This is a genomic window from Acidimicrobiales bacterium, from assembly GCA_036378675.1.
Taxonomy (GTDB): domain Bacteria; phylum Actinomycetota; class Acidimicrobiia; order Acidimicrobiales; family Palsa-688; genus DASUWA01.
In genome coordinates this window covers 95832-122143 of record DASUWA010000017.1, presented here as the reverse complement: position 1 = coordinate 122143, position 26312 = coordinate 95832, and the positions used below count along the sequence as shown (strand labels likewise).

At 66.7% G+C, this 26312-nt stretch carries 26 protein-coding genes and 1 pseudogene; 20 read left to right on the top strand and 7 right to left on the bottom strand.

Annotated elements, in window-relative coordinates; genetic code table 11:
• The first annotated feature begins 318 nt into the window (after window positions 1–318).
• The 7 genes and pseudogenes from VFZ97_07390 to VFZ97_07360 all read left to right on the top strand — a co-directional run bounded on the left by VFZ97_07390 (window position 319) and on the right by VFZ97_07360 (window position 7320).
• Window positions 319–573, top strand: a pseudogene (locus VFZ97_07390) (stage V sporulation protein S).
• 255 nt (window positions 574–828) lie between these two features.
• Window positions 829–2313 carry a tRNA (N6-isopentenyl adenosine(37)-C2)-methylthiotransferase MiaB gene (miaB, locus tag VFZ97_07385; protein HEX6393249.1) on the top strand — a complete coding sequence of 495 codons (1485 nt, stop codon included), beginning with the start codon at window positions 829–831 and terminating at the stop codon, window positions 2311–2313.
• 29 nt (window positions 2314–2342) lie between these two features.
• Window positions 2343–3230, top strand: coding sequence for a tRNA (adenosine(37)-N6)-dimethylallyltransferase MiaA (gene miaA, locus VFZ97_07380; GenBank protein ID HEX6393248.1), 888 nt, complete (start codon window positions 2343–2345; stop codon window positions 3228–3230).
• Complete coding sequence (gene dapF, locus VFZ97_07375; protein ID HEX6393247.1) at window positions 3227–4045, top strand: diaminopimelate epimerase; 819 nt, start codon at window positions 3227–3229, stop codon at window positions 4043–4045. The genes miaA and dapF overlap by 4 nt, the downstream gene beginning before the upstream one ends.
• 13 nt (window positions 4046–4058) lie before the next feature.
• Complete coding sequence (gene hflX / locus VFZ97_07370; protein HEX6393246.1) at window positions 4059–5333, top strand: GTPase HflX; 1275 nt, start codon at window positions 4059–4061, stop codon at window positions 5331–5333.
• On the top strand, window positions 5330–6484 hold the full coding sequence (locus VFZ97_07365) for a pyridoxal phosphate-dependent aminotransferase (protein ID HEX6393245.1): 1155 nt from the start codon (window positions 5330–5332) through the stop codon (window positions 6482–6484). Before hflX ends, VFZ97_07365 begins: the two co-directional genes overlap by 4 nt.
• A gap of 11 nt (window positions 6485–6495) precedes the next feature.
• The gene (locus VFZ97_07360; GenBank protein ID HEX6393244.1) at window positions 6496–7320 is read left to right on the top strand and encodes a 2,3,4,5-tetrahydropyridine-2,6-dicarboxylate N-succinyltransferase; all 825 of its coding nucleotides are present in this window, start codon (window positions 6496–6498) and stop codon (window positions 7318–7320) included.
• Window positions 7321–7347: 27 nt separating this feature from the next.
• On the opposite strand, the gene lexA is transcribed toward VFZ97_07360, so the two are convergent.
• Complete coding sequence (gene lexA / locus VFZ97_07355; GenBank protein ID HEX6393243.1) at window positions 7348–7980, bottom strand: transcriptional repressor LexA; 633 nt, start codon at window positions 7978–7980, stop codon at window positions 7348–7350.
• Between the two features lie 178 nt (window positions 7981–8158).
• Between lexA and VFZ97_07350 the strand changes: the two genes are divergently transcribed.
• The 3 genes from VFZ97_07350 (at window position 8159) to VFZ97_07340 (ending at window position 10192) form a co-directional block, all read left to right on the top strand.
• Window positions 8159–8518 (top strand): LysM peptidoglycan-binding domain-containing protein, encoded by a 360-nt coding sequence (locus VFZ97_07350; GenBank protein HEX6393242.1) that lies wholly within the window; start codon window positions 8159–8161, stop codon window positions 8516–8518.
• A 59-nt stretch (window positions 8519–8577) separates the two neighbouring features.
• Window positions 8578–9075, top strand: a complete 498-nt coding sequence (gene nrdR / locus VFZ97_07345) for a transcriptional regulator NrdR (protein HEX6393241.1) — start codon at window positions 8578–8580, stop codon at window positions 9073–9075.
• An 85-nt stretch (window positions 9076–9160) separates the two neighbouring features.
• Entirely contained in the window at window positions 9161–10192 is a 1032-nt protein-coding gene (locus VFZ97_07340) for an ATP-dependent 6-phosphofructokinase (GenBank protein HEX6393240.1), read from the top strand.
• Between the two features lie 18 nt (window positions 10193–10210).
• On the opposite strand, the gene VFZ97_07335 is transcribed toward VFZ97_07340, so the two are convergent.
• Window positions 10211–11086 (bottom strand): inositol monophosphatase family protein, encoded by an 876-nt coding sequence (locus VFZ97_07335; GenBank protein ID HEX6393239.1) that lies wholly within the window; start codon window positions 11084–11086, stop codon window positions 10211–10213.
• A 30-nt stretch (window positions 11087–11116) separates the two neighbouring features.
• Here VFZ97_07335 and VFZ97_07330 point away from each other — a divergent pair, with 30 nt between their 5' ends.
• Window positions 11117–12136: a GntG family PLP-dependent aldolase gene (locus tag VFZ97_07330; GenBank protein HEX6393238.1), complete on the top strand. Its 1020-nt coding sequence runs from the start codon at window positions 11117–11119 to the stop codon at window positions 12134–12136.
• Window positions 12137–12160: 24 nt separating this feature from the next.
• On the top strand, window positions 12161–12865 hold the full coding sequence (locus VFZ97_07325; protein ID HEX6393237.1) for a PIG-L deacetylase family protein: 705 nt from the start codon (window positions 12161–12163) through the stop codon (window positions 12863–12865).
• Window positions 12866–12895: 30 nt separating this feature from the next.
• Here the strand turns inward: VFZ97_07325 and VFZ97_07320 are convergent, their stop codons facing one another.
• The 5 genes from VFZ97_07320 to VFZ97_07300 form a co-directional block, all read right to left on the bottom strand.
• A complete protein-coding gene (locus VFZ97_07320) occupies window positions 12896–13282 on the bottom strand; it encodes a DUF3040 domain-containing protein (protein HEX6393236.1) in 387 nt (128 codons plus the stop codon).
• 71 nt (window positions 13283–13353) lie between these two features.
• Window positions 13354–14697, bottom strand: coding sequence for a DNA polymerase IV (locus VFZ97_07315; protein ID HEX6393235.1), 1344 nt, complete (start codon window positions 14695–14697; stop codon window positions 13354–13356).
• 65 nt (window positions 14698–14762) lie between these two features.
• Complete coding sequence (locus VFZ97_07310) at window positions 14763–17117, bottom strand: DUF3488 and transglutaminase-like domain-containing protein (protein ID HEX6393234.1); 2355 nt, start codon at window positions 17115–17117, stop codon at window positions 14763–14765.
• Window positions 17111–18313 carry a DUF58 domain-containing protein gene (locus VFZ97_07305; protein HEX6393233.1) on the bottom strand — a complete coding sequence of 401 codons (1203 nt, stop codon included), beginning with the start codon at window positions 18311–18313 and terminating at the stop codon, window positions 17111–17113. The genes VFZ97_07310 and VFZ97_07305 overlap by 7 nt, the downstream gene beginning before the upstream one ends.
• A complete protein-coding gene (locus VFZ97_07300; GenBank protein ID HEX6393232.1) occupies window positions 18313–19299 on the bottom strand; it encodes a MoxR family ATPase in 987 nt (328 codons plus the stop codon). The genes VFZ97_07305 and VFZ97_07300 overlap by 1 nt, the downstream gene beginning before the upstream one ends.
• Window positions 19300–19342: 43 nt before the next feature.
• Between VFZ97_07300 and VFZ97_07295 the strand changes: the two genes are divergently transcribed.
• The 8 genes from VFZ97_07295 to VFZ97_07260 all read left to right on the top strand — a co-directional run bounded on the left by VFZ97_07295 (window position 19343) and on the right by VFZ97_07260 (window position 26307).
• Window positions 19343–20245, top strand: a complete 903-nt coding sequence (locus VFZ97_07295; GenBank protein ID HEX6393231.1) for an ROK family protein — start codon at window positions 19343–19345, stop codon at window positions 20243–20245.
• The gene (locus VFZ97_07290) at window positions 20238–20483 is read left to right on the top strand and encodes a hypothetical protein (GenBank protein HEX6393230.1); all 246 of its coding nucleotides are present in this window, start codon (window positions 20238–20240) and stop codon (window positions 20481–20483) included. The genes VFZ97_07295 and VFZ97_07290 overlap by 8 nt, the downstream gene beginning before the upstream one ends.
• Before the next feature lie 90 nt (window positions 20484–20573).
• Complete coding sequence (locus VFZ97_07285) at window positions 20574–21086, top strand: HNH endonuclease (GenBank protein HEX6393229.1); 513 nt, start codon at window positions 20574–20576, stop codon at window positions 21084–21086.
• A 98-nt stretch (window positions 21087–21184) separates the two neighbouring features.
• Complete coding sequence (locus VFZ97_07280) at window positions 21185–21760, top strand: hypothetical protein (GenBank protein HEX6393228.1); 576 nt, start codon at window positions 21185–21187, stop codon at window positions 21758–21760.
• A 191-nt stretch (window positions 21761–21951) separates the two neighbouring features.
• Window positions 21952–22395 carry a division/cell wall cluster transcriptional repressor MraZ gene (gene mraZ / locus VFZ97_07275; GenBank protein ID HEX6393227.1) on the top strand — a complete coding sequence of 148 codons (444 nt, stop codon included), beginning with the start codon at window positions 21952–21954 and terminating at the stop codon, window positions 22393–22395.
• A 35-nt stretch (window positions 22396–22430) separates the two neighbouring features.
• Window positions 22431–23588: a 16S rRNA (cytosine(1402)-N(4))-methyltransferase RsmH gene (gene rsmH, locus VFZ97_07270; protein HEX6393226.1), complete on the top strand. Its 1158-nt coding sequence runs from the start codon at window positions 22431–22433 to the stop codon at window positions 23586–23588.
• Complete coding sequence (locus VFZ97_07265; GenBank protein ID HEX6393225.1) at window positions 23585–24208, top strand: hypothetical protein; 624 nt, start codon at window positions 23585–23587, stop codon at window positions 24206–24208. The genes rsmH and VFZ97_07265 overlap by 4 nt, the downstream gene beginning before the upstream one ends.
• Window positions 24209–24303: 95 nt before the next feature.
• Entirely contained in the window at window positions 24304–26307 is a 2004-nt protein-coding gene (locus VFZ97_07260; GenBank protein HEX6393224.1) for a penicillin-binding transpeptidase domain-containing protein, read from the top strand.
• Window positions 26308–26312: the final 5 nt, after the last annotated feature.

Genomic DNA, 26312 nt, shown 5'->3' with positions numbered 1-26312 from the left:
ACCCGGCCGATGCGCGGCGCCAGTCCTCCGCCCGGGCGGGCTAAGCGGTTCGGAGGGGGCGAAGTCCGGTAAAGACAACGCAGGTGAGTCAGTTTTCCCGGAGGGGACTGACGCAGATGCGTTGTTTGATACCGGGCTCGTCCGGAGACGAGGTGTTTAGCCCAGAATCGGACATTTGCCTCACCTTTCTCCGAAAAGTCCGAATTTGCGTGATCTTCTGCAGGATCCGTGTTACTCCTGTCGAATCGCTTTCTGAAATCCGCAGGCCTCCCGGTATCGGTACCGGGCTAAGGGTTGCACGGCAGCGGGGAGTCACCGGTGGTCGAAGTCCTCAAGGTGTCCAGTAAGTCCAATCCCAACTCGGTGGCCGGAGCGCTCGCCGGCGTAGTCAGGGGAGCGGGGTCGGTGGAGATGCAGGTAGTCGGTGCCGGTGCCCTCAACCAAGCGGTGAAGGCGCTCGCGATCGCTCGCAGCTACGTCGCGAATACCGGTATGGACCTCGCCTGCCGGCCCACCTTCGCAGACATAGAGATCGACGGAGAGGAGCGCACCGCCATCCGGTTGCTCGTCGAGAAGTTCGCGGCGCGCCCGGTTGGGGAGCAAGCACCGGCTCAGACCGCCGGTACGAGCGAGCGAGGGACCGGCCAAGCGCAACCGAGCCGGCCGCCGGTCGATGCCCGCGGCACGGACACAGGGATGCCGGCACCGGCCACCGCTCCCGCAACCTCGCCCGCCTAGCGCACCGCAGCGCAGATAGAGGCACCCGAGCCCAGATAGGGGCACCGCCTGCGCCCGAGCGGCGGCCACCCGCCCTCTTAGAATCAGGGGGTGCCCGAAGTTCCGCCTCGCCGCTATCTGGTCCGCACCTTCGGCTGCCAGATGAACGAGCACGACTCGCAGCGCATCGCCGGCCTGCTCGAGTCGGACGGCATGGTGCCCGCGTCCGGGCTTGACGACGCCGACGTGGTCGTTCTCAACACCTGCTGCATCCGGGAGAACGCCGACAACAAGCTGTACGGGAACCTCGGCCACCTGAAGTCCCTGAAGGACGACCGTCCAGGCCTGCAGATCGCGGTGGGCGGATGCCTGGCTCAGAAGGACCGCGAGCTCATCCAGCAGCGTGCGCCATGGGTCGACGCGGTGTGGGGCACCCACAACGTGAGCAGGGCAACGCAGCTCCTCGCCGCGGCCAGCGCGAGCGGAACTCCGGTGCTGGAGATCCTGGACGGCCGGAGCGACGATCTCACCGGCGACGACTTCCCCTCGGCGATGCCCGTGCGGCCCGGGCAGGCGTGGGCGGCCTGGGTCACCATCCAGATTGGCTGCGACAACAGCTGCGCCTTCTGCATCGTGCCCTCGGTCCGTGGTCCAGAGGTGAGCCGACCGTTCGCCGAGATCGTCGAAGAAGTCCGGGCCATCGCCGAGAAAGGCACCGTCGAGGTGACGTTGCTCGGCCAAAACGTCAACTCGTACGGCCGCGACATCACCACCCAGCTGAGGACCCGGCCGGACTGGCGCGACGCCGCCGAGCTCGCGGGCGGGAATTGGGCCTCAGCGGATCGCCCGAGGGCTAGGCCGCTCTTCGCCGACCTGCTCCAAGCGGTCGGGAGGGTGGACGGAATCAGGCGAGTCCGGTTCACCAGCCCGCACCCGAAGGATCTGCGGCCGGAGACCATCGAGGTGATGGCCAGCGAACCGGCCGTCTGCCCCCAGCTGCACCTGCCGCTCCAATCAGGTAGCGACGGGGTGCTGGCACGCATGCACCGTGGCTACACGGCCGAGCGCTATCTCGAACGCCTGCACGACGCGAGGGCCGCCATCGAGGATCTGGCGGTGACGACGGACATCATCGTCGGTTTTCCCGGTGAGACGGAGAACGATTTCAGACAGACGCTCGAGGTGGCGGCCGAGGCGCGCTACGACAGCGCGTACACGTTTATCTACTCGCCGCGGCCCGGGACCGAGGCGGCCGGGATGACCGACCACATGGTGCCGGCGGATGTGTGCGGAGAGCGATTCGAGAGGCTGCGGATCGTCGTGGAGCGCAGCGCTCTGAAAGCGCACCGGGATCGTGTCGGACGGGTCGAGGAGGTCCTGGTCGAGGGCCCGTCGAAGCGCAATCCCGGCAACGTTACCGGCCGCACGGGACAGGGAAAGCTTGTTCACCTCCCGGCGGAGCCCGGCGCCCTTCCGGCCGGAACTTGGGCGGACGTCCTGATTACAAGGGCAGCGCCTCACTTCCTCATCGGCGAACTCGTCGAGGTGACCGGGAGGCCGACCCACAAAACGCGCATTCCCGTGGTGGCCGGCTGAACCGATCATCGCCAAGGCATCTCGCTTTGGTGGGTTGCACCGCTAGCGGCAAGTCGGAAATCGCCGTCGAGGTCGCTCGCCGTCTCGGTGATGTCGAAATCGTCACGGTTGATTCCATGCAGGTGTATCGCGGCATGGACGTCGGCACCGCCAAACCGACGCCAGAGCAGCGCCGTGACGTAGCACATCACCTTCTCGATATCGCCGACCCGTCTGAACAGTGGAGTGTCGCGCGCTGGGCGGCGGAGGCTCGACGAACGATCGCTGGCATCGAAGGGAGAGGCCGCCGAGCGTTGCTCGTCGGTGGCACCGGGTTGTACTTCCAGGCGGTCGTCGACGGCCTGCAGCCGCCGGGTCTGTACCCCGAGGTCAAAGCCGAACTCGAACAGGAAACCGACACCGAAGAGCTCCACGCCCGCCTTTCGGTGCTGGACCCGGTGGCCGCGGGCCGGATGGAACCGACGAACAGGAGGCGGGTGATCCGGGCTCTGGAGGTGACCATCGGCAGCGGGAGGTCTTTTTCCAGCTTCGGACCCGGAATGGAGGCATTCCCGAACACGTCGTGGAGACTCGCAGGCATCTGGCTTCCCCGAAGGGTGGTGAGCGACAGGATCGACGCACGCTTCGACCGGATGGTGTCTCACGGCCTGGTCGAGGAGGTCAAACGGCTGAGGGCATCGCCGGCGGGGCTCTCGCGGACTGCGAGGCAGGCGCTCGGCTACCGGGAGATCCTCGACCATCTCGAGCGCGGGACGTCACTCGACGGCGCCGTCGCCGAGGCCAAGCGCCGAACCAGGGCATTCGCCCGGCGCCAGCGGATGTGGTGGCGGCGGGACCCGCGGATCGTCTGGCTCGGGGTGGCCAACAACCCGTTCGCCGTCATCGGCCAGTTGCTGGGACAATGGAACGAGCAATGAGAGACCCCGAAATCACCCTCGCCAAGCTCCACGGAGTCGGCAACGACTTCCTGGTGGTGCTCGATCCGGCCCCGGATTTCGACGCCGGCGGGCCGGAGTTGGCGCGCCGTTTGTGCGACCGGCACCGCGGCATCGGCGCCGACGGGCTGATAGCCGGCCGGCGGATAGCGATAGAGGGCGCCGGCGGGGCGGTTCTGAGCTTCCGTCTGTGGAACGCCGACGGCAGCGAGGCGGAGATGAGCGGCAACGGGATCCGGTGCCTGGCTCACGAGGCCCTCGAATACGGATGGGTCCCCGAAGGCGAGCCGTTCCTCGTCACGACTCCCGCGGGCTTGCGCGAGGTGACCATTACGCGCAACGGCGGCAGCTCGGCGTGGGGCGCGGTCGATATGGGCGTCGTGAAGGTGCAGGGAGAGGCCGAGCGTTGCAACGTCGGGCAGGGGCAGCTCCTGGTCGATGTCGGGAACCCCCACCTGGTGGTCCTCGGCCCGGACCCGGCCACGGTCGACGTAGCGGCCCTCGGCCCGTTGCTCGAAAGGACCGACCCGGCGGGTCTCAACGTCGAGTTCGTCGCTCTGGGTCCGGGAGCCGACGAAGTGACCATGAGGGTTTGGGAGCGCGGCGTCGGAGAAACCGAGGCCTGCGGCACAGGGTCGTGCGCGGCTGCGGCCGCGGTGCATCACTGGGGCCGTGTCGGGTCGGCGGTGACCGTGCACCAACCGGGCGGCGCCGCAGCCGTGGAGTTGCGAGCCGACGGAACCGCGCTCCTTTCAGGTCCGAGCGAACGGATAGCCACCTGCCTGGTCCGCTGGTGAGGGAGCGACTCGCTTGAGCCTTATCGAACGCGCCTTCAGGGAGAAGATCGTCCTGGTCGGCGTCACCGTCCCCCCCGGGACGGACGAGGAGACCGAGATGCACCTCGACGAGCTCGCCCTTCTGGTCGACACCGCCGGCGCGGACGAGGCCGCACGGGTGGTGCAGCGGCGTGACCACCCCGACCCCGCCACGTTCGTCGGGAAAGGCAAGGCGGCAGAGCTCCGCGTCATCTCCGAGTCCGTCGACGCCGACACCGTCATCTTCGACGACGAGCTGAGCCCGGCGCAGTCGCGCAACCTCGAGAAGATCCTCGGCCGCACCGCGATCGACCGAACTGCCGTGATCCTCGACATATTCGCCCAGAACGCCAGGACCCCAGAAGGCAAGGCGCAGGTCGAGCTTGCCCAGATCCGGTACCGGCTGCCCCGCCTCCGGGGTCGCGGCCTCCAGCTGTCGCAGCAGGCCGGCGGTATCGGCACGAGAGGCCCCGGAGAGACGCAGCTCGAGGTCGACCGGCGCCGGCTGGTGAGGCGGATGAACCGGCTGGAAAGCGACCTTCGGCGGCTGACCGAGCAGCGCCGGCTCCAGAGGAAGGCGCGTGCAGAGAGCAGGCTGGCGTCTGTTTCGCTGGTCGGCTACACCAACGCCGGTAAATCGACGCTGCTGAACACGCTCACCGACGCGGGCGTCTTGGTGGAGGACCGTTTGTTCGCAACCCTCGATCCTCGTACGCGCAGGCTCGCGTTGCCCGGGGGAGAGTCGGTGTTGTTGTCAGACACCGTCGGCTTCGTCCGGAAGTTGCCGCACCAGCTCGTCGAGGCGTTCCGATCCACTCTCGAGGTGGTGAAGGAGGCGGACCTGCTCGTTCACGTCGTCGACAGCGCGAGCCCGGACCCCGAGGCTCAGATCGAGGCCGTCCGAACCGTCCTGGGTGAGATCGGCGCCGGCGAGGTGCCCGAGCTCCTCGCGTTCAACAAGGCGGATGTCACGACCGAAGCGAAGCGTCTGGCGGACCGCCACCCGGGCTCGGTGGTGATATCCGCGTTGACCGCCGAAGGTTTGGAGGACCTTCTCGTCGCGCTCGGGGACCGCATCCGCGCCGCGGCCAAGGTCATGGACCTCGTCGTGCCGTACGAGAGGGGCGATGTGCTCGCGGCGGTGCACCGCGAGGGCGAGGTGTTGGTGGAGACCCACGACGCGACCGGCGCGCGGTTGCGGGTGAGGGTGGACGAGGCTGGGGCGGCACGGTTCTCGGAGTTCGCCGTCGACGGGGCAAACCCCGCATGACGGGCCGTGGTGCGGAGCATAGGTTCGAGCCTCCTGCGTACCCCTACGACCGCCTCGAGGAGTCGCGGAAGATTGCCGCCGCCCACGAAGGCGGGATCGTCGATCTTTCGATCGGCACCCCGGGGGATCCGCCGCCGGCCGAGGTCCTCGCAGCACTCAACGACGGCGGAGACGATCACGACAGGGCATCTCGCGGTTACCCCGCTTCGGCAGGGAGCGTCCAGCTGCGTCAAGCGGTTCAGCAGTGGACAAAGAACAGGCTCGGCGTGCCTGTACCTCTGGAGGCAATATCGGCCTGCGTCGGCACCAAGGAATTCGTGGCGACGACGCCGGCATGGTTGAAGCTCAGGTACCCGGAGCGTGACACCGTTCTCTACCCCGCCGTCTCTTACCCCACGTACGAAATGGGGGCGGTGCTCGCCGGCCTCCGACCGGTTGCCGTGCCAGTCGATTCGCACTGGCGGATCGACGTCGGCGCAATTGACGAGGACGACGCGCGCCGGGCCCTGATGCTCTGGGCCAACACTCCCGCCAACCCGGCCGGCTCGATAGACGATCTCGCCGCGATCGCGAGATGGGGTCTCGAAGAAAACGTTCCCGTCTTCAGCGACGAGTGCTACGCCGAGTTCACCTGGGATGGTCAGCCTCGAACAGTTCTGGGTTGCGGCGACGGGCCGGACGGCATCGAAGGTGTGGTCGCGGTTCACTCGTTGTCCAAGCGGTCCAACATGGCGGGCCTGCGAGTCGGTTGGTACGCCGGCGACCCTGATCTCGTCGGTTACCTCCGAGAGGTGAGAAAGCACGCCGGGTTGATGGTCCCCGGGCCGGTTCAACGGGCGGCGACGGCAGCGCTTGGCGACCAAGACCATGTCGAGCTCCAGCGGAGCCGCTACCGCGAGCGTCTCGAGTTCTTTGCGCACGTCCTTTCCGGGTTGGGCGTCGAGGCCCGATTGCCAGAAGGCGGTTTCTACCTCTGGGTGGGTGCGCCTTCGCGCGACGAGTGGGCTTGGACGCGGTGGCTGGCTGAGCATGCAGGGGTGCTCGTGTCCCCCGGTTCGTTCTACGGGGCCGGCGGCGCGGGTTATGTGCGGCTCGCGATGGTTGCGCCGCTGGAGCGCCTGCAACTGGTCGCGAACCGCCTCGGCCTTTAGATTGAAGGCCCGTGGCCGACCTCGAATCTGAGATACGCGAGTTGTGGGAACGAAGGGAAAGTTTGAGCCCGTCCGACGGCGAAGCCGCGACGGTTGTGCGCGACGCGATCGACTTGCTCGACAATGGTGAGGCGCGCGTCGCCGAGCTCGGGCCTGACGGCGAGCCGGTTGTCCACGACTGGCTGAAACTGGCGATCCTGCTTCTGTTCAGGGTGTCCGGGATGGAGACGATCGAGCTCGGACCCTTCGAGTACGCGGACCGCATCCCGTTGAAGAAGGGTTACGAGGAAGCGGGCGTGAGAGTGCTCCCCGGTGCGTCTGCAAGATGGGGCAGCTACCTTCAACCAGGCGTGATACTCATGCCCAGCTACGTCAACATCGGGGCACGCGTGGGGAGCGGCACGATGGTCGACACCTGGGCGACGGTGGGCAGCTGCGCGCAGATCGGTCGCAACACGCACCTGTCCGGAGGAGTCGGAATAGGCGGAGTCCTCGAACCGCCTCAGGCGGCTCCCGTGTTCGTGGGGGACGAGTGCTATATCGGCAGCCGCTGCATCGTCGCCGAAGGGGCCCGGGTCGGGGAGGGAACCGTGCTAGGGGCTGGATGCATCCTCACCGGAACCATCCCGGTGATCGACGCCGAGACGGGGGAGGAGCTCTCTCGTGGTGTCGTGCCGAGCTGGTGTGTGGCCGTCCAAGCCAGCCGGACGCGCGCCTACCCCGGTGGAGAGTTCGGGCTTCCGTGCGTGCTTGTTGTCCGCAGACTCGACCCGGGAACTCGGCACGACAAGTCCAAGCTCAACGACGTCCTGCGGGAGCACGGCGGCACGCTGTAACCGCTAGCCGCAAAGGCGAGCGTTGCGCTAAAGCTTTCGGAGTACGGTCACCACTTTTCCGTAGATCCGTATATCGCGAGGGTCGAAGACCATCGGCGAAAGTCTGGGGTTGGCAGGATTGAGGACCACCTTGTTGCCCTTGCGGCCGTAGGTCTTGACGGTGGCCTCCTCGCCTGGAATCCCCGCGACCACGACGTCGCCCTTGTTCGCTTCCTCCTGCTGGCGGACCACCACGAAATCACCGTCGAAGATGCCTGCGTCGATCATCGAGTCACCGCGGACGCGAAGCATGAAAAGCTGGCCGTCTCCGGTGAAGTCCTCCGGCAGCGGGAGCAGCTCCTCGACGTTCTCCTGCGCGATGACGTTGGTTCCGGCGGCGACGTCGCCAACCAGAGGGATGTGACGCGCCGGCCTGCGCTCGATGGCCGCTCCCGAGTTGGCGTCGTAACGGACCACGATCGCACGGGGCTTGGTGGGATCGCGCTTCAGGAATCCCTGGCGCTGAAGCGTCGTGAGATGGGTGTGGACCGTCGATGAAGACGTCAACCCGACGGCTTCCCCGATCTCCCGCACGGAAGGCGGGTACCCCCGTTCGCGTAGCTGCTCCGCAATGAAATCCAGGATCTCCTTGCGCTTGCCGGTCAACTCGGTATCCGTCACGAGATTTCACGTTAGAGCATCCGGCGAGGAAAGGCAAACATTTGTTCGAAGCAGGGTCTTGACAACGAACGGACGTTCGTGATGGGATGGCGGGGAACAAACGTTCGTCCGACCAGCCAGACCGACTGACCAAACCGACTAGCCAGACCCGACTAGCCAGAAAGGTGGAGCTGCCGTGGTGGCCGCAATGGTCGATTACCCCAGGAATATACGGCTCGAGATCTACCGCCGCAGGCGGATCGCGGCGGCGGCGCTGCTGGTTGGCATCGTCCTCTTCCTGATGGTCGCAACTCTCGCCGTCCAGGCGGCGCTCGGCCGCACCGGTGGTGGACCCCTCGCTGCCACCGGTGCGCTGCCTGGCGGCCAGCTCGCCGACGATCAGGCCTGGGTCGTGCGTCCCGGAGACACGATCTGGTCGATCGCCGAAGCCGTGGAACCGCACGGCGACGTGAGGCCCCTCGTCGATCGGATCAGTGCAGAGCTGGGGGGCAGGCCCCTGTACGCCGGCGAGCGGCTGAACATCCCGGTTGGTCGCTGAACATACCTATCGCCGGCCACCTGCAGTAAAGCAGTCCCAGGGGGATAGGGTCGCGATTGGTGCGCTGCCCCCATTGCTCGAGTGTGGATGACAAAGTCGTCGATTCGCGAGCCGCGGAGGAGGGTGCCGCTATCCGGCGCCGCCGTGAATGCCTCGCATGTGGCCGGAGGTTCACGACGTACGAGAGGCTCGAAGAAGTGCCGTTCACCGTCGTGAAGCGATCCGGCGAACGGGTTCCTTTCGAACGCGCCAAGATCGTCGAAGGGATTCGCGCCGCATCCAAGAATCGACCGGTCACCGAGGAAGAGATGGAGGGCCTCGCCGCTGACGTAGAGGAGGCGCTGCGGATGGTCGGGCACGAAGTTTCCTCACAGCAGATCGGAGTCGCGGTGCTCGAAAGACTGCGCGCGATCGACGAAGTCGCTTACCTGCGTTTTGCCAGCGTGTACAAGGGTTTCTCCGGAGCGACCGATTTCGAGCGGGAAGCCGGCATGCTCATCAAGTCGACCAGACCCAAGTCACCCGGGCAGGTCTCGGGGGGTCGCACGAGCAGGTAGCGTGCACGGGTGGCCGCCGGCGCCCGATACCGTCCGTCCGGTTCAAACGGCCTCCGGCGCCCTCTCCAGACAGGAGGACCTTTGCATGCGTGTTGGAGTTCTCACCGGGGGCGGTGACTGCCCCGGCCTCAACGCTGTCATCCGCGCAGTGGTGCGTAAGGGGGAGGTGGGTTACGGAGACGAGTTCGTCGGTTTCCTCGACGGCTGGCGAGGGGTGATCGAGAACCGGACCACCGTTCTCGACGTCGAGCGTTGCCGTGGGATCCTTCCGCGCGGTGGGACGATCCTCGGCACCTCGCGAACCAATCCGTACAAGATCGACGGTGGTGTTGCGAAGGCTCTCGACACCCTTCGCTCGCAGAGAGTCGACGCCCTGGTGGCGATCGGCGGCGAAGATACTCTCGGTGTCGCGCACAAGCTGAGCCAGGAAGGGGTCTCGGTCGTTGGCGTGCCCAAGACCATAGACAACGACCTCTCTGCCACCGAGGTCACGTTCGGCTTCCACACTGCCGTCCAGATCGCAACGGACGCAATCGACCGGTTGCACACGACGGCCGAATCTCACGACCGTGTGATCGTCTGCGAAGTCATGGGACGGCACGCGGGTTGGATCGCGACGTACGCGGGTATCGCCGGTGGTGCCGCGGAGATTCTGATACCTGAAGAGCCCTTCGACATCGACGAGGTGTGCCGGAACCTGAAGGCACGCCACGCCAAGGGTCGTTATGCGTCGATCGTTGTCGTCGCGGAGGGCGCCGTTCCCGTCGAGGGAACGATGACGATCGCATCGAGGGAAGTCGACCAGTTCGGGCATCCCCGGCTTGGCGGAATTGCGAACGTCCTGGCGGAAGAGATCGAGCAGCGGACCGGATTCGAGACCAGGGTCACCATCCTCGGCCATGTACAGCGGGGTGGTACTCCGACTGCGTTCGATCGCGTTCTCGCCACCCGGTTCGGCGTAGCTGCCATCGACGCGGTGCACGACGGTGCATTCGGGCAGATGGTGGCATTGCGGGCAGACGCGATAGTGCGGGCTCCGTTGGGCGAGGCGGTGAAGGAGCTGAAGACGGTCGACGCCGGGTTGTTCCACGGTGTCGCCGAGGTGTTCTTCGGTTAGCCCCAGTTCCCGGCGGTGTCACCAGTTCGCGGGCTCGGGTCCGGCAGGCGCGTCGAGAGCGCCGGCGGACTCCAGAAGCTCGCGCATCGGGCCGAAAAGGTGCTCGGGAGCGGCCAGGATCAGCCGCCCGTCCAGGGCTTCCACCCTTCCTCCCGCTTCCGAACAGACGAGCGCGCCGGCGGCGAGGTCCCAAGGGTTGAGACCCCACTCGTAGTAGACGTCGAATCTCCCGGCTCCGGTCCAGCAAAGGTCGAGCGCGGCAGCCCCGAACCGGCGCACGTCACGGACGACCGGCAGCACTTTGGTGAGGACGTGTGACTGCCACGCACGCCTGGCCGGAAGGTACCCGAATCCGGTTGCGACCAGGGCCGTGTCGAGAGTCGACCGATCGGTTGCGACGCGGCGGGGGATGCCGTTTCTGCGAGCACCCCAACCGCGAACGGCGGCCCAGGTCTCGTCCCGGCAGGGATCGATGACGACGCCTACGGCGGTCTCGCCGTTCACTTCGGCCGCGACCGACACCCCGAAATGAGGCACGCCGAACAAGTAGTTGGTGGTCCCGTCGAGAGGGTCCACGACCCAGCGGATTCCCGAGGACCCGAGTTGGGTCGTCCCTTCTTCGCCGAGAACCGAGTCGTCCGGCCTCCTCGAGCGGATCGTTTCCACGACCGCCGCCTCGGCTGCAAAATCGGCGTCGGAGACCATGTCGGTGGCCGAGATCTTGGTGTCCACCTCGAGCTCGGCGTCTATAGCCTCTTCGAGTACCGCCGCGGCAGCTCTCGCGGCCTCCAGCGCCGTTTCGGCCAGGTCGACAAGTAACCCGTCCGGGTCGCGCGGCGGCCGGAACACTTTCTCTGCCGGCATCAGAGCCGACGCAGGAGTCGGAGGACTCATCCCGCCTTTGTCTAGCAGTACCTTGACGGAGTGTTAGTCGACCTGCGTTCGGACACCGTCACCCGGCCCACACCTGAGATGCGACGGGCGATGGCGGATGCTGAGGTCGGCGACGACGAGTACGGAGAAGACCCGACAGTCAACCTGCTCCAGGACACGTTCGCGGAGCTGGTAGGCAAACCCGCCGGGCTCTTTGTCCCGTCTGGGACAATGTCCAACCAGATCGCCCTACAGATCCTGACCCGGCCGGGTGACCACGTGGTCGTGGGCGCCCATCAGCACGTGGTGCTGTACGAGGCCGGCGCTGCGGCGATCAACGCCGGCATCAACTGGGCGCCGGCCGACGACTCCGACGGGACCATCGCGCCCGGGGACGTCGATGCCGCAGTCGAGCGCACCCAGCACCACCAGCCTTCCATCGGGGCGGTGGCGGTGGAGGACACCCACATGGCATCGGGCGGGAACGTGTGGGACATGGACAAGCTTGAGGGAGTCGCCGCTGCGGCGCGACGGCACGGACTGCCTGTCCATCTCGACGGCGCTCGGCTCTGGCACGCCGCGGTCGCCTCGGGGCAGAAGCTCAGCGACCGGGCCGCGCCGGCGACGCTCGTCACCTGCTGCCTGTCGAAAGGGCTTTCGGCTCCTGTCGGCTCGATCCTGGCCGGGCCGATCGACCTGATCGGCGAAGCCATATTGCGGCGCAAGCGACTCGGTGGGGCGATGCGTCAGGCGGGCGTCTTGGCCGCGGCGGGATTGGTCGCGATCCGGTCCGGCATCGATCGTCTGGCCGAAGATCACGAGCGGGCGCGGCGGCTCGCGTCGGCAGTCGCCGAGCGCTGGCCGGGAGCCGGCTGCGATCCCCAGAAGGTGGAGACGAACATCGTGTTGTTCTCGCACCCCCACACTCCGCAGCTTCTGGCGTACCTCCGCGACAACGACATCCTCGCCGGGACGATCGCACCCGGTGTCGTCAGGCTGGTGACGCACCGCGACGTCGCGGACGACGGCATCGACCTGGCGTGCAAGGCGCTCGCGGGGGCGCCCGACTGACGGTGCGCGGTTACTTTCTAAGCCGTGCCGGAACTGCTGACTGCCGTGCCCGCCAGCGTGCTGGCCATCTACGCACATCCCGACGACCCTGATGTGGCCGCCGGCGGGACGCTGTCTCGCTGGTCGGAAGCGGGCTGCGAGGTTCATGTGTGCATCTGCGCCGAGGGAGACAAGGGATCGCTCGACCCGGCGACGGAACCTCCCGAACTGGTCGCCACCAGGCGCCTCGAAGTCGCCGCATCGGGCGAGGTGCTCGGAGTTGCCGAGCACCACTGGCTCGGATACCTCGACGGGGAGCTCGACGACGAGGGCGAACTTCGCGCCCGTCTGGTCTCGTTGATCCGGTCGGTGAGGCCCGAGGCGGTGATGGGGCCGGATCCGACGGCTGTCTTCTTCGGCCAGCACTACGTCAACCACCGAGATCACCGGTCGGTCGGATGGGCCGTTCTGGACGCCGTCTCGCCGGCGGCGGCGTTCCCCCACTACTTTCCGGAGTCCGGCCCAGCCCATCGCGTCGGCAACCTCTACCTCTCGGGCAGCCTGGAGCCCGACGTTTGGGTGGACATTTCGACGACCATAGATTCCAAGGCGGCTGCCATCGGTTGCCATAGCACTCAGGTCGGGGACAACGGCGAATGGCTACGCGTTGCGGTGCGACAGCGGGCCGAGGATGCGGGACGTCGCGCCGGCGTCGCGTTCGCCGAGGGATTCCGTCGGGTTCAGCTATAGCCCCGGCGCCCAGGCGTGTATCGCTGCGAGCTATGAAGGGGGGTTGTCTTCGCCGTTGAAGCGCTTGCGGAACCGCCGGGCCATGTCTTCTACGGCGTCGTTGAAACCGCGAGCCTTGACCGAACCACGTAGCTCGTCCAGACCGCGCCGGCTGATCTTGCGGAGGTTCTGGATGAGCACCACCGCACTGGCGAGCATGATCACGAACCCGAAGACGCCGACGATCCAATCCGAAGCGAATGCTGCGAGAAGGATGACCAGCCCGGCGACGAAACCGGCCGCAGCCCAACGGCAGTTCCGTGCCAGGTACGCGGGCAGGGTGGTCGAACTGATCCTCTGGGCCGACTCGGGATCGTGCTTGTAGAAGCGCTCCTCGATCTCGTGCAGAATGCGCTCCTCGTGCTCGTTAAGCGGCACCTTTCACCCTCCGTGAGCCATCTTCGCGCTGGTCGCAAACTACAGCAACGCGGCGCGATTTCGGCATCGTTCTACCTCAAGTGCTCGGATCGCGGTCCCCACTGGGTGTCGCCGGACCGCTTGATCCGGATTCCCCGGTCTCCCACAGTCGTGGCCGGCGCGACCGCCGAGTCGCCGAAGCGGTCGCGTATCGAGTCGACTGCCCCGGTAGCGGAGCGCCACCGGTCCGTTGTGCTCGTCTCAGCGGTCCATCGATCCCGGTTGTCGGGTCGCGTCCCGGATTCCTGGTCCGTTCCCGATTCGGCGAAGAGCTCCATCTGAACCGGCTCGAGCTTGTCGGCGGTCAGGTTGGAAACGCCGACGCCGAGCAGCCGGATGCCGTCGGCCAGATCGATTGTTTCGAGCAGCTCGCCGGCGACGGACGCGACCGCCTGTCCGTCCTGCACCCACCGCGGGAGCGTCCGCGAGCGGGTCAGAGTCCGGAAGTCGCCGTACCTGATCTTGATCGTCACCGTACGACCCGTGAGACCCGACTTCCGCATGCGAGCCGCGACTGCGTCCGACATGCGCACTGCCTCGGCGTGGAGCCCGTCGGCGTCCACCCGGTCGACCGCGTAGGTCTCCTCATGGCTGATCGACTTCACCTCGCGGTCAGGCTCGACCGGGCGATCGTCGATGCCATTCGCAAGGCGGAGGAGATGCGAGCCAGCCGCTCGACCCACTGCGCCCTCGAGGGTTGCCGCAGGGAGGGTGGCCAGATCGCTGACGGTCGTGACGCCGAGCCTGCGGAGACGCTCGGCTGTGGCGGGGCCGACGCCCCAGAGCGCCTCGATGGGCAAGGGGTGCAGGAAAGAAAGCTCTTGCCCCGGGCTGACCACCACCACGCCGTCGCCGGGAACGATTCCCTTCAGGCTGGCGTGCGGTTTCGCGGCTTCGGACGCGAGCTTGGCGAGGAACTTGGACGGCGCGACGCCGACCGAGCAGCCGAGGTGGAGATCGGAGCGGATTCGTTCTCTGATCATCCGTGCAATCTCCGGTGCCGGTCCGAAGAGGCGTATCGAACCGGTCACGTCCAGGAAGGCCTCGTCGAGCGAGATTCCTTCGACGAGCGGGGTGAATGATTCGAACACCGCGTGGATCTGCGCGCTCACCTCGGCGTACCGGTCGTACCGCCCGGCGACGAACACCGCGTGGGGGCACAGTCTCCGCGCGCGGCTTGACGGCATGGCCGATCGCACTCCGTAGGCCCGGGCCTCGTAACTGCATGAGGCGACTACCCCTCGAGCGCCGGCGCCCCCGACGATGACGGCCTTACCGGCTAGTTCCGGATTGTCCAGTATCTCCACCGATGCGTAGAACGCGTCCATGTCGACGTGGAGAATCGCCCGCAAGCCCGAGCGCGCTTCGGGTGCCACCTATCCAGTCTCTCAGAGCCCAGGGACTCGGAAGAGGTATGGACTCGCCCCGCGGACGCATTCCGTCAGAGCGCGGGGCTTCGACCTGGCCGCTGGATCAGGGCCCACATGATCAGCCGGCGTCCGGAGGCACTCCGGGTCAGTCGTTGCCTTATTTCCTGGGCAACCAGCTCGGCTTCGTGAGCCGCCCCGGTATGAACGCTGGGCGCGAACGCGGCTTCGGTCGCAAGCGACGCCATCCGGTTCACGCCGAAGGCAACCCACGGCGAAGGCTCACGAAGCTGGGAGCTCAACGACCGGCCGGCCCGCCGGGCGAACTCGGCGTTCGTCTCCGCCGCGGCGCGGGAAACCCCCCACCAGGAGAGCATCTCCGATACCTCGCTCCAGTGGCTGAGCACCCGCGGAGCCGGCTTCCCCCCGTCGCGCCAGCGCCGTATCCGCCATCTCAGCCTTCTGAGCCCGATGTTGCCGGCAGTCCACCCCACGATCAATCCGAGGACGACGAGTGTTGCTGCCCACCCTCCGCTGATGGTCGATCCTCCGCCCGGGTGGCTGCCAGACACGGCTGTGGTCGTCGGGCTGCTTCGCGTCGTTCCGCCACCGACCGTCGTTTCGGTGGACCTCTTTGGCGCAGCTGGGCTGGCCTCGCTGATTGGGCCCGTGGAGCCTCCGGAACCCGGGAGTGGCGGGGCGTACCCCTGCGCAGTCGGATCCGAAAACGACTTGGTCGGTTCGAACGGCACCCATCCGATCTTCGGGCCGAAGTACACCTCGGGCCAGGTGTGGGCGTCCGCGTCGAGCACCTGGTACACCCCGTTTGCCTGGACGGTGCCGGGCGTGAACCCGACGGCGAGCCGAGTCGGCAAGCCGATGGCACGGGCCAGGACGGCATACGCGCCGGCGAACTGCTGGCAGTAACCCGTTCGGGTGTCGAAGAGAAAGTTGGCAAGAGCCTCGAGCCCATAGCCGTCGAACGGTGGGTTGAGGCTGTATTGAAAGGACGGGCCGAGGAAGAAGTCCTGCAACGCGAGAGCTTTGTCGTACTCGGATTCCTTGCCCGCAGTTATCTGTCTCGCGAGTGCGTACACTGATTGGGGAACGTTTCCCGGCAGGCTCATGTAGTGGGCGACCGACGCGTCAGCATGGAGCGGGGGCGCAGCCTTCAGTTGTGCGGGATCCAACGTCGAGAGGTACTGGTAGGACGTAACCACGTAGTTGAGCCCGTCGGACGTCTTATGGGACGTGATCAAGCTTGACGACGTTGGGTCGTAGCCCACACCTCGGACACCGCTTATCGAAACGGGCGTGAACGCAGCCGGGAGCCAAACGGACTCGAGTCCCTGGACGTGGAATTGCTCTTGCACCGTCCGGGTACCGGTTGGTACTCCAGCTACACCAGGAAGCCGGCTACCGAACCCGCGATAGGAGTTGGTCGCCACCCAGGCCTCACCGGTGAACGTGTCGAGAGAAGTAAGTCGCCAATACGAGGGAACCTGGCTGCGAACTGTGAACACTCCGACATTGCTCAGCTCGACGAGCCGGGTGCGCAGGTCGACGATCGGGTTCGCCACCTGTCGCGGGCCGCCCCCGCCACCGGCGCCGGACCGCCATCCGAGCAGCCCGCTTCCTTCCACACCCTCCGACACAGGCGCGACCAGGACGACGATGAGCATCGTCAGGGCGGCGACGAGAGCCCCGGACGGAAGCGCCCACCTGGCGGCACCGGTGGCTATTCCGCCCAGCCAGGGAACGCCAGCGCCGGCCGAAGAACTCCGGTGAAGTAAGACGAATGCAAGCAGGGCGCCGGCTTCGGATATCACCGCCCACTGCCGGCCCGGCCCGTATCCGACGACGCAGCACGTCATGAACAGAACGAACGCCGGCACCAATCCCCAAAGCGCAGAGCGAACCCTGAATGCCAGCCAGTCCCCGAACAACGCGACGAGGCCTGTTCCCAGCGCAGCGGCGAGAACGAAGCCGGTCGTCCCTTGTACGGGGGACACGACATTCGGGATGTCCCGGTAGGCGTTTCTCAACGCGTGGAACGCGGTGCTGACCGTTGACCCGGTAGGAATGCCGTATGTAGTTGTCGAGCCGATGAGCGTCCAGACCGATGTGAGCGCGACCGCGGCGACACCGATGACTACGGCTACGGAGGCCGGTATCCGAAGTTGGCGTGCGCCCCACGACACTGCGTGAACCACCAACGCGGTGACCACCACCGGAGCGATCCAGCGGTTGCCGGCGAAGACCCGGAACATCCCCCATGCCGAAACGAGCGTCAGCAGTAACAAGGCACCGGTGGCCGCGGCGTCCCCAGCGATTCGCGCGCTTTGGTTCGGTCCCGTCGCACCCCGGGGACGCTGGGCGCGCGCTCCGCTCGTGGATGTCAGCCTGGGTCGCTCCGGCGCGGTCAGCATCGCACGCCAACCTTGCCAGCGCCGATCCACGCGGCGCGAAAGCTCATGCCCGGCTGGACAACCACCTGTCGCCATTTCGACGTCCGCGCGGATGCCCGAGCCTCGTCGCCGGCGACAGATTCGCGCCGTCGCTCCCGCGCAAAAACGACTACCGCCGCCGACGACCGTCCCGCCGTCCTCAGTACTGCACCTATCTCGTCGGCGGTCGTCATATCGCTGGTGATGAGCACGAGCGGTCCGGAAAGCCTCGCAAAGCGGAGTTCATCCGAGAGCCCCTCGCCCCGCCTCGGCTCGCTTACTGCGAGCGTGTCGAGAATGGTCGCTTCGTGTCCCGTTCCGTTCCCGTAGCCGGTGTCGACACCTCCGGTTAGCACCAGCCGAGCCTGCATTCCGGATCGCAGGGTCGCGACCGCCAAGGTTGCTGCCGCGGACAACGAACCCTCGAAGGTCTGTGAGCTGTGCGCGTGAGATCTCGTGTCAACCACGATCGTCGTTCGCCCCCGCCACAGATTCTCGGGCTGGCGGATCATCAGCTCGTCCACTCGCGCGGTAGAGACCCAATGGACGCGCCGTAGGTCATCGCCCGGTGCGTACTCGCGAAGCCCGTAGAACTCGTCGCCTCCCCGACCCAACACCGGAAGAGGCACCCGGCGATCTCTCTCGCTGTCCGAAGGAATCGAGCCATGGATCAGTGACTCGATTCGGGGATGGACGGTCAGCGATCCTCCGGGCGCGCCGACCCGAGTAACACGAGCAAGGCCGAACGGATCGCAGAGCTCCACTTCGAGAGCGACCAGGCGGTACAAGCCACGACGGACGGCGGGGAGGCGGTAGCTGGCGCCGCGCGCTTCTCCTGGTTCGAGCGGAGCGACCGCGAAAGCTGCTGCGACCCTCCCGCCTTCGAAGCGGTCTCGCACAACCACGACGGGCGACCTTCTACGGTCCTGATTGCGCGCCGTGACATGCACCCTCGCTTCTGCTCCTTCGGGAAGTCGCGACGGCCGGATGGTCCGTGAGATCCTCACGTCCCAAGTTGAGTTGGCAACCCAGCCGCGCGCCGCGACGACGAGGATGAGTGACCCGGCACCGAGTGGATACAGCTCGTCCAGACCGAACAAGTAGGCGCTCGCCCCCAGAGCGAGGGCCACCGCGAGCAGCCCCCAGCCGCGCCGGGTCAAGCCGGCGCCGCGGCGCATCAGACGGCTGGTCGTCCGGACGGAACAGGCACCATGCGCAGAACGTCGGAGAGCACGTCAGACAGGTCTACACCCGAGACGACGGCTTCTGGCGACAGCACGAGCCGGTGTTCCACGACCGGTCCGAAGACAGCTTTGATGTCGTCCGGGATCACGTACTCCCGTCCGAGGGAAGCTGCGAGAGTTCGTGACGACCGCTGCAAGGCGAGCACGGCTCGCGGCGACATCCCGAGGGTAAGTGCGGGATGACTTCTCGTGGCCGCAGCGAGGTCGACAACGTAACCCTTCAACGACGTCGCAATGTGAACCTGGTCCGCGATCGACACCATCTGGATCACGGCCTCGGGGGCGGCGACAACCGGGAGATCCACGAGTGCGTCGTCGCTCATTGCGTGGACGTCGAGCATCGCGATCTCGGCGTTCCGATCGGGATAGCCCATGCGCACCCGAAGAAGAAACCGGTCGAGCTGGCTTTCCGGCAGGGGATAGGTCCCTTCGTACTCGACCGGGTTCTGCGTCGCGATAACGAGGAACGGCTCGGGCAGGGAGTGGGTGACGTTGTCGATGGTGACCTGACGCTCTTGCATAGCTTCGAGAAGGGCCGCCTGAGTCTTGGGCGAAGCGCGGTTGATCTCGTCGGCCAGCACGACGTTGGCGAACACCGCACCCGGCCTGAAGGAAAAAGATCCCGTCTCTCTGTCGTACACGCTCGACCCGGTCACGTCGGACGGGAGTAGATCGGGAGTGAACTGGATGCGGCGCCAGTCGAGATCAAACGAGCGGGCGAGCGCCTTTGCCATGGTCGTCTTTCCCACGCCGGGGACATCCTCGACCAGGAGGTGCCCTTCCGACAGGAGACATACCAACGCCAGGCGGGTCGGTTCATCCTTGCCCTGGATGACGGTCGACACGTTGGCAACGATCGCCTCGAATGTGTCTGCGAATCCGCTGATCGTTTGGGTTTTGGCAGCCGGTTGTCTCGCCACTGGCGCCTCCGAGGGGACTGGCCGGTAGCGTACCCTGCCCGAAATGGCTCCACCCGAGGCGGCGACGACTGATCAGGTGCTCGCGGTCGACGTCGGTGGGACCAAGTTCGCGGCGGGTTTGGTCGACCGATCGGGCCGGGTCCTCCGTGAGCGCCGCGTACCGACACCCGCGGGGGGCAGCGCCCGCGAACTGTGGGACGCTCTCGAACCACTGGTCCTGGAGATGTTGGCGCCGGATTCGTCGTCCGGGTCCATCATGCCGGCTGCGTGCGGCGTGGGATGCGGGGGTCCCATGTCACCCGGTGGAGGATTCGTCTCGCCCTTGAACATCCCGGGTTGGAGGGACTTCCCTCTCAAGAGCCGTCTCGCGGAACTGACCGCGCTTCCGACCTGGGTCGACAACGACGCGAAGGCCCTCGCCCTCGCAGAGGGATGGCTGGGGAGCGCCGTCGGTTGTTCCAACTACATATCGATGGTCGTCTCGACCGGGATAGGTGGGGGCATCGTTCTTGACGGCCGGCTTCTCGAAGGTGAGGGCGGCAACGCCGGACACATCGGACACGTGATCGTCGAGCCGGATGGCCACCGCTGCGGGTGCGGGGGCTACGGATGCCTCGAGGGCGAGGCGTCCGGAATTGCGATCGCCGCCATAACGGGACGCCCGCCGGCGGAGGCGGCCCCGGAGATCATCGAACGAACCGGACGGCTGGTGGGCCGAGCGGTCGCCAGCGTGGCCAACCTGCTCGACCTCAAACTCGCCACCGTCGCGGGATCGGTCGCACTCGGCTTCGGTGAACCGTTCTTCGCGGCCGCTCAGCGCGAGGTCGACCAGCGGTGCAAACTGTCGTTCTCGAGAGGGTGCCGGGTTGTCCGCAGCAAGCTCGGCTCGTCGGGCCCGCTGCTCGGAGCCGCCGCGGTGGGCTGGAGAGGGCTGGAAAGTGCCTAGAGGCCTGCGGGGATCTGCCGCCGTCGCCCTGTTGCGCCGGCCGGATCTCTGGCTGGTGGCGACCCGCATGGCGCCTCCTCGTTGGTGGAAGCGCTGGCCGCCTGTCCCATTTCCGCCACGCGAATATCGAAAGTTCCGCTTGGAGACGATGTACGGCGACAGCAAGGCCGCCGTCGAGGGGCGCGACCTGATCGTCTACCTGGAATGGTGTCGGCGGATGGGACGCCAAGCGAGGTAACGTCTGGCCCGTGCTCACCGGGTTTACGGGGCGGGACCTGCTGCCAGCCCCATATCGGATACAGACGGCCTAAGAGAGGCTCCGGCGGCGATGGCGCAGTCACTCGTGCTCAACGCCAGCTACGAGCCTCTTTGCGTCGTTTCGAGCAAGCGAGCTCTCATGCTCATCCTCGACGAGAAGGCGGAGCTGCTTCATGCCACCGACCGGTTGTTCAGGTCGGCACGCGCCGCGTTCGCCGAGCCGTCCGTCGTCCGGCTGTGGCACTTCGTGAAGGTGCCTTACCAGGCGCGGATCTCGCTCAATCGCCGGGCAGTGTTCGCGCGCGACGAGCATCGTTGCCAGTACTGCGGGGCCTCGGCCGAGAACATCGATCACGTGGTCCCGAGGAGCCGGGGCGGTACCCACTCGTGGGACAACGTCGTCGCGTCATGCCGCCCCTGCAACTCCCGCAAAAGGGACCGCTCTCCAGAGGAGAGCGGCATGCGGCTCCGGAAGCCCCCGATTGCACCGCGCCAGAGAACGTGGATTCTCATCGCTTCCGGTGCGATCCACTCGGATTGGGAGCCGTACCTCACGATCACGTCGGCGAGCCTGTCCGCCTGAGCTGGAAAACAGAAACAGCAACCGGCCGGGCGTCAGCGCTCCACGCCTCCTCGGCCGCGGCGACTTCAGACCCGGGCGCATCGCGCACGGTCAGGATCATGGAAGTCTCTGCGCCGGCGATCGTCCTCGGAAGCGCCCAACCTGAGGAGCACGTCGATTCCGCGGAGGCCGCCCACGAGGGAGTAGAGGTGGCCCGCCGGCGAAGCGGCGGCGGGGCCGTGCTGGTCACTGCCGCCGAAATCCTTTGGGTCGACCTGCTTCTTCCCGCCGGCGACCCCCTCTGGGAGCAGGACGTCGGCCGGTCGGCGCTGTGGGTCGGGAAATCGTGGGCGGCGGCGCTCGGCTCGGTGGGCGTCGCAGGTGCAGCCGTCTGGGAGGAGCGCCTGGTGAAGACCGAATGGTCGAGCCGGGTCTGCTTCGCCGGCGTCGCCCCTGGTGAAGTGCTTGTCGAGGGGAGGAAGGCGGTCGGGGTCTCCCAGCGGCGGACCCGCTTCGCGGCTCTTTTCCAAACGGCGGTTCTCCTCGATTGGCGCCCCGCCGAGCTCTTGCGGCTGCTGGCCCTCGACCCGGGCTCCCGCGGGCGCGCCGAGTTCGACCTGACGCTTGCGGCCACCGGCGTGCCCGCCGCTCCGAGCGATCTGGTCGCGGCGTTGCTTTCCGCCCTCCCTGGGTGACCTCGGCGGGGGACCGCAATCCGAGCGGGGGACGGAGGGAGGCGAGGGTGTGTGGTGGCGCTGGGCTGCCAGTTTCTGCCCGATCTGGCGTCTGAATGGTTGACAGTGGGGGGATAGAATCATAAAGTGGAGGAAAGTGGTGTGAAGGGGAGGGACCCTTGCCACAGAGGACGGAGAAGTGACAGGTGGCCATGCGCTTCGTGGGGAGGTACGAGCACTCCCTGGACGTGAAGGGGAGGATCATCCTCCCGGCGCGCTTCCGCTCCGCCTTCGACACCCAGGCGTTCATCTCGAAGCACAACGAGCGCTGCCTCGCCATCTGGACCCCCGAGTCGTTCGACCAGAAGCTGGATCAGATGGAGTCGCTACAGGACCGGAGTCCGCAGGACCGCCAGATGGTCCGGGCGTGGGCCTCCGGGTCGGCGGACGTGGAGCTCGACCGGCAGGGGCGGCTTGCGATCCCGGCGTACCTGCGGGAGTACGCGCATCTCGAAACCGCGGTCCTCATCCACGGTGCGATCAACCACATAGAGCTCTGGAATCCCTCCGAATGGGAGATTCGGGGTGTTCCCGGCGATGCGGAACTCGCCGACCCGTCCTGGAGCGGATCCGCTCCGGCGTTGGAAGGGGCGTGATCCGCAACGAAGCGGCGTCTTTTTCCCATTGGGCCATGCGCAGCCCTTCGACTGGCAGGGTGGAAGTCCCCTTCTCCGCCCGCTTCCACTTCGCACGATCGGGGAGAAATCCCGACGGCAAGCTGGTCGAGGGGCTGCGGATGGTCCGGACCGGGATCACCACGGCCGGCCGTGGGGTTGGGGCCCCCACGGTTCCCCGGAGGCGGGGCCAAGCAAGTGTTATGGGGTCCCGCCGGGCTGGTGTCACAGTGAATTTCGACCACCGGCCGGTGATGGTCGACGAAGTGGTTGGAATCCTCTCCGGCGTTCCAGCCGGGGTGGTGCTGGACGCGACGGTTGGAGGCGGCGGCCATGCTGCCGCCCTGCTCGACGCGGCCCCGCACATCTCGGTCGTCGGCCTGGATCAGGATCCCGAGGCGGTGGCGGCGGCGGCGGCCTTGCTGGCGCCGTACGGCGCGAGAGCGACTGTGGTGCGGTCGCGCTTCGACCGCCTCGGCGAGGTGTTGGATGATCTTGGCGTCGGCCGTCTCGCCGGCGCCCTGTTCGACCTCGGGGTCAGCTCTCCGCAGCTCGATAGAGGCGACCGCGGTTTCAGCTACCGAGCCGACGCAGCGCTCGACATGCGTATGGATCCGTCGGGGCCGTCGACGGCTGCCGACGTCGTAAACGGTTGGAGCGAGCAGGAGCTGGCGTGGCTTTTCCGCGACCACGGCGAGGCGCGATTCGCGCGGAGGATCGCGAGGGCAGTCGTTGCGGCCCGTCCGTTGTCGTCGACGGCACAGCTCGCAGAGGTTGTTCGGGCAGCGATCCCAGCCGCTGCCCGGCGCACCGGCGGGCACCCCGCTCGCCGGATCTTCCAGGCGGTGCGCGTCGCGGTCAACGAGGAGCTCGACATCCTCCCCGACGCGATCGACGCCACGATCGACCGTCTTCAACCAGGAGGTCGCTGCGTCGTCCTTTCGTACCATTCGGGCGAGGACCGGATCGTCAAAGACCGTTTTCGTGCTGCCGCCACCGGTGACTGCGTATGCCCGCCCGGGCTTCCTTGCGTGTGCGGGGCGCAGCCAACCGTCCGGCTGCTGAACCGAGGGTCGCGCAAACCGAGCGCGAGCGAAGTCAACGCCAACCGCCGCGCGGAAAGCGCCCGGCTTCGGGCGATCGAGCGGTTAGCGGACGAAGGAGGCGGGCAGTGAACCAGCCGGCTGCATCACAGGTACAAAGGGCCGCAAGGCCAGACCCATCGGACAGGCAGGGTTCGGTCAGACCGTCCTCGCGCCCATCCGCCGCGCGCGCGGCCGCGGCGGCACGTTTGGTCGCTCACAACAAGCTGACAGAGGCACTTAGCCCTCAACGTGTCGGTGACGGTGTTCGCCACCTTCGCGTAGTCGAGCCGCGAAAACTCACGGCCGCAGAGCGACGCCGGCGCGCTCGAATGCTTCTGGCCGGCGGGGTCGGGCTTCTGGTGATGGTCGTCTTCGGGCTCGTGTATATGCACGTTGTTCTCGCCCAGCGACAGTTCGCCATCGACCGGCTCAACACGAAGGTCCAATCAGAGCAGGCGCAGTATCAGAACCTGCGTCTTGCCGTCGCCCAGCTCGGCTCGCCCCAGAACATCATCGCCACGGCAGAAGGCCAGCTGGGCATGGTGCAGCCCGCGTCGGTGAATTACCTCACACCGAATCAGACGGTCGGGTCGTCTGGCTCCACCGGATCCTCTAGACCCGGTGCTGGAACAACTTCATCCTCCGCACAGGCACCAGTCGGCGACGCGGACTGGCCTCAGATCAAATCGCAGCTGGCAGGCAGCCCATGACCGCGAGGCGGCCCCCCTCTGGGGGCCGCCCGGCCCATCATGCGCAGCCGCGTGCGCGCGGGCTCGGGGCGAGAGGAAGGTCGCGGGCATTCGGGATGCTCGTCGTAATAACGGTGGCGTTCATCGCTATCGCGGCCAAGCTGGTAGCCATACAGGGCTTCGACTCAGCGCGTTACGCCGCGGTTGGAGCCTCGGAGTGGAAGCAGACCGTCACTCTGCCTGCCGAGCGGGGCGCGATCCTCGACCGCAGCGGCAACGAACTCGCGATGTCGGTCCCGCAGACGACCATCTACGCGGATCCGCATCAGGTGTCTGACCCGCGATCTGAGGCCGAGGCACTGGCGCCGATTCTCGGAATAAGCGCCGACACACTCCAGGCGGATCTAACCCGAAGCGGGAGCTTTTCCTACCTCGCCCATACCGTTCCCGACTCAACGGCAGCGGCTGTCTCGAAGCTCAACCTTCCCGGCGTCTACAGCCTGAAGGAGCCCAAAAGGTTCTATCCCGCAGGGCAGCTAGCGGTCCCGCTCCTCGGATCCGTCGGTGTCGCAGGCGCCGGGCTCGGTGGCCTCGAGTACGAGTACAACAAAATCCTCACGGGCACTCCCGGGAAATCCGTCGAGCAGATTGATCCCCAGGGACGCCAGATCGCCGGCGGGCTCGAGCAGTACCAGGCACCGCTCGCGGGCGAGGACCTGGTGCTCAGTATCGACGAGCCTTTGCAATACGACGCGGAACAGGCTCTGGCGCAGGCCATCGTGGCCGCGCACGCGCAAGGCGGGATCGCGCTGTTGATGGACACCAAGACCGGACAGATCCTCGCGGACGCCCAACTTACGATGCCGGTCGCGGGCAGCAACCAGACTCCGGCCGTGCCGGTGAGCATCCCGTCTCCCGACAAGACAAGCGTTTCGGCCTCTGCCAATCAGGGAGCGGCATCGTCCGTTCCCGCACCGCAGGCTCAACCGGTCGAGGCACCGTCGGCGAGCGCATTCACGCGCGTGTATGAGCCGGGTTCTGTGAACAAACTGGTAACGATATCCGCGGCTCTGGAGACCGGGGTCATCAAGCCGTCGGACGTCTTCACCATCCCCAACACATACGGCGTCGCCGGGTCGACTTTCCACGACGCCGAAAACCATCCGACGGAGCGTTGGAGCGTGACGGATATCCTCGTCAACTCCTCCAACATCGGAACCATTCAGATCGCCCAAAGGCTCGGCAAGACCAACCTTTTGAACTACATCCACAGCTACGGGCTCGGCTCGTCCACCGATATCAAGTTCCCCGGAGAATCCCCCGGTCTGCTTCCGAGCTACTGGTCAGGCACGTCGATCGCGGACGTCCCGATCGGCCAGGGCATCGCGGTCACCGCGATGCAGATGCTCGCCTCGTACAACTCGATGGCCAACGGCGGCATTTACGTCTCCCCGAGGCTCGTCAACGCCACCATCGACGCCGATGGCAAAGAGCACCCGATCCCGGCCAGCCCGAGCCATCGGGTCGTGTCGCCTTCCATCGCCCGCGAGATGACGACGATGCTCGACGAAGTGGTTCGTGTCGGCACCGGCACCGCGGCCGACCTCGGTCCCTACACGGTTGCGGGCAAAACCGGGACGGCTTTGGTTCCGTCTCCGCACGGAGGCTACGAAGCCGGTCACTACGTGGCCAGCTTCGCCGGGTTCGTCCCCGCGGAAAACCCGCAAATCACCGGCATGGTCGTCATCGACGACACCCCGGACTACGGCGCCGCAGCTTCGGCTCCCACTTTCGCGACCATCGCACGCGACGCACTACGCGAGCTGGGTATCCCGCCCGAGCCCAAACAGCCGCCGGCGTTCGGCGTTCCCCTCGCATCGCCCAAGTCGGCTACTGAGGCCGGCGAGGTCGCCGGGACACCGCTACCGGGTCTGTCCACCCCACCTAGCGTCGCTCCGACTACCACTGTGCCCCCGGCTCCGGGTGGGAACGCACCGGCATCGACAACGACCACGGTGCCAGCGTCGCGCCCTACCGAACCAACACCGCAGACGACCACGACCGTGCCGAGAACGACCACGGCCGCCCCGCGGTCCCGATCCAGCCCCTCGACCACCTGAGGTCT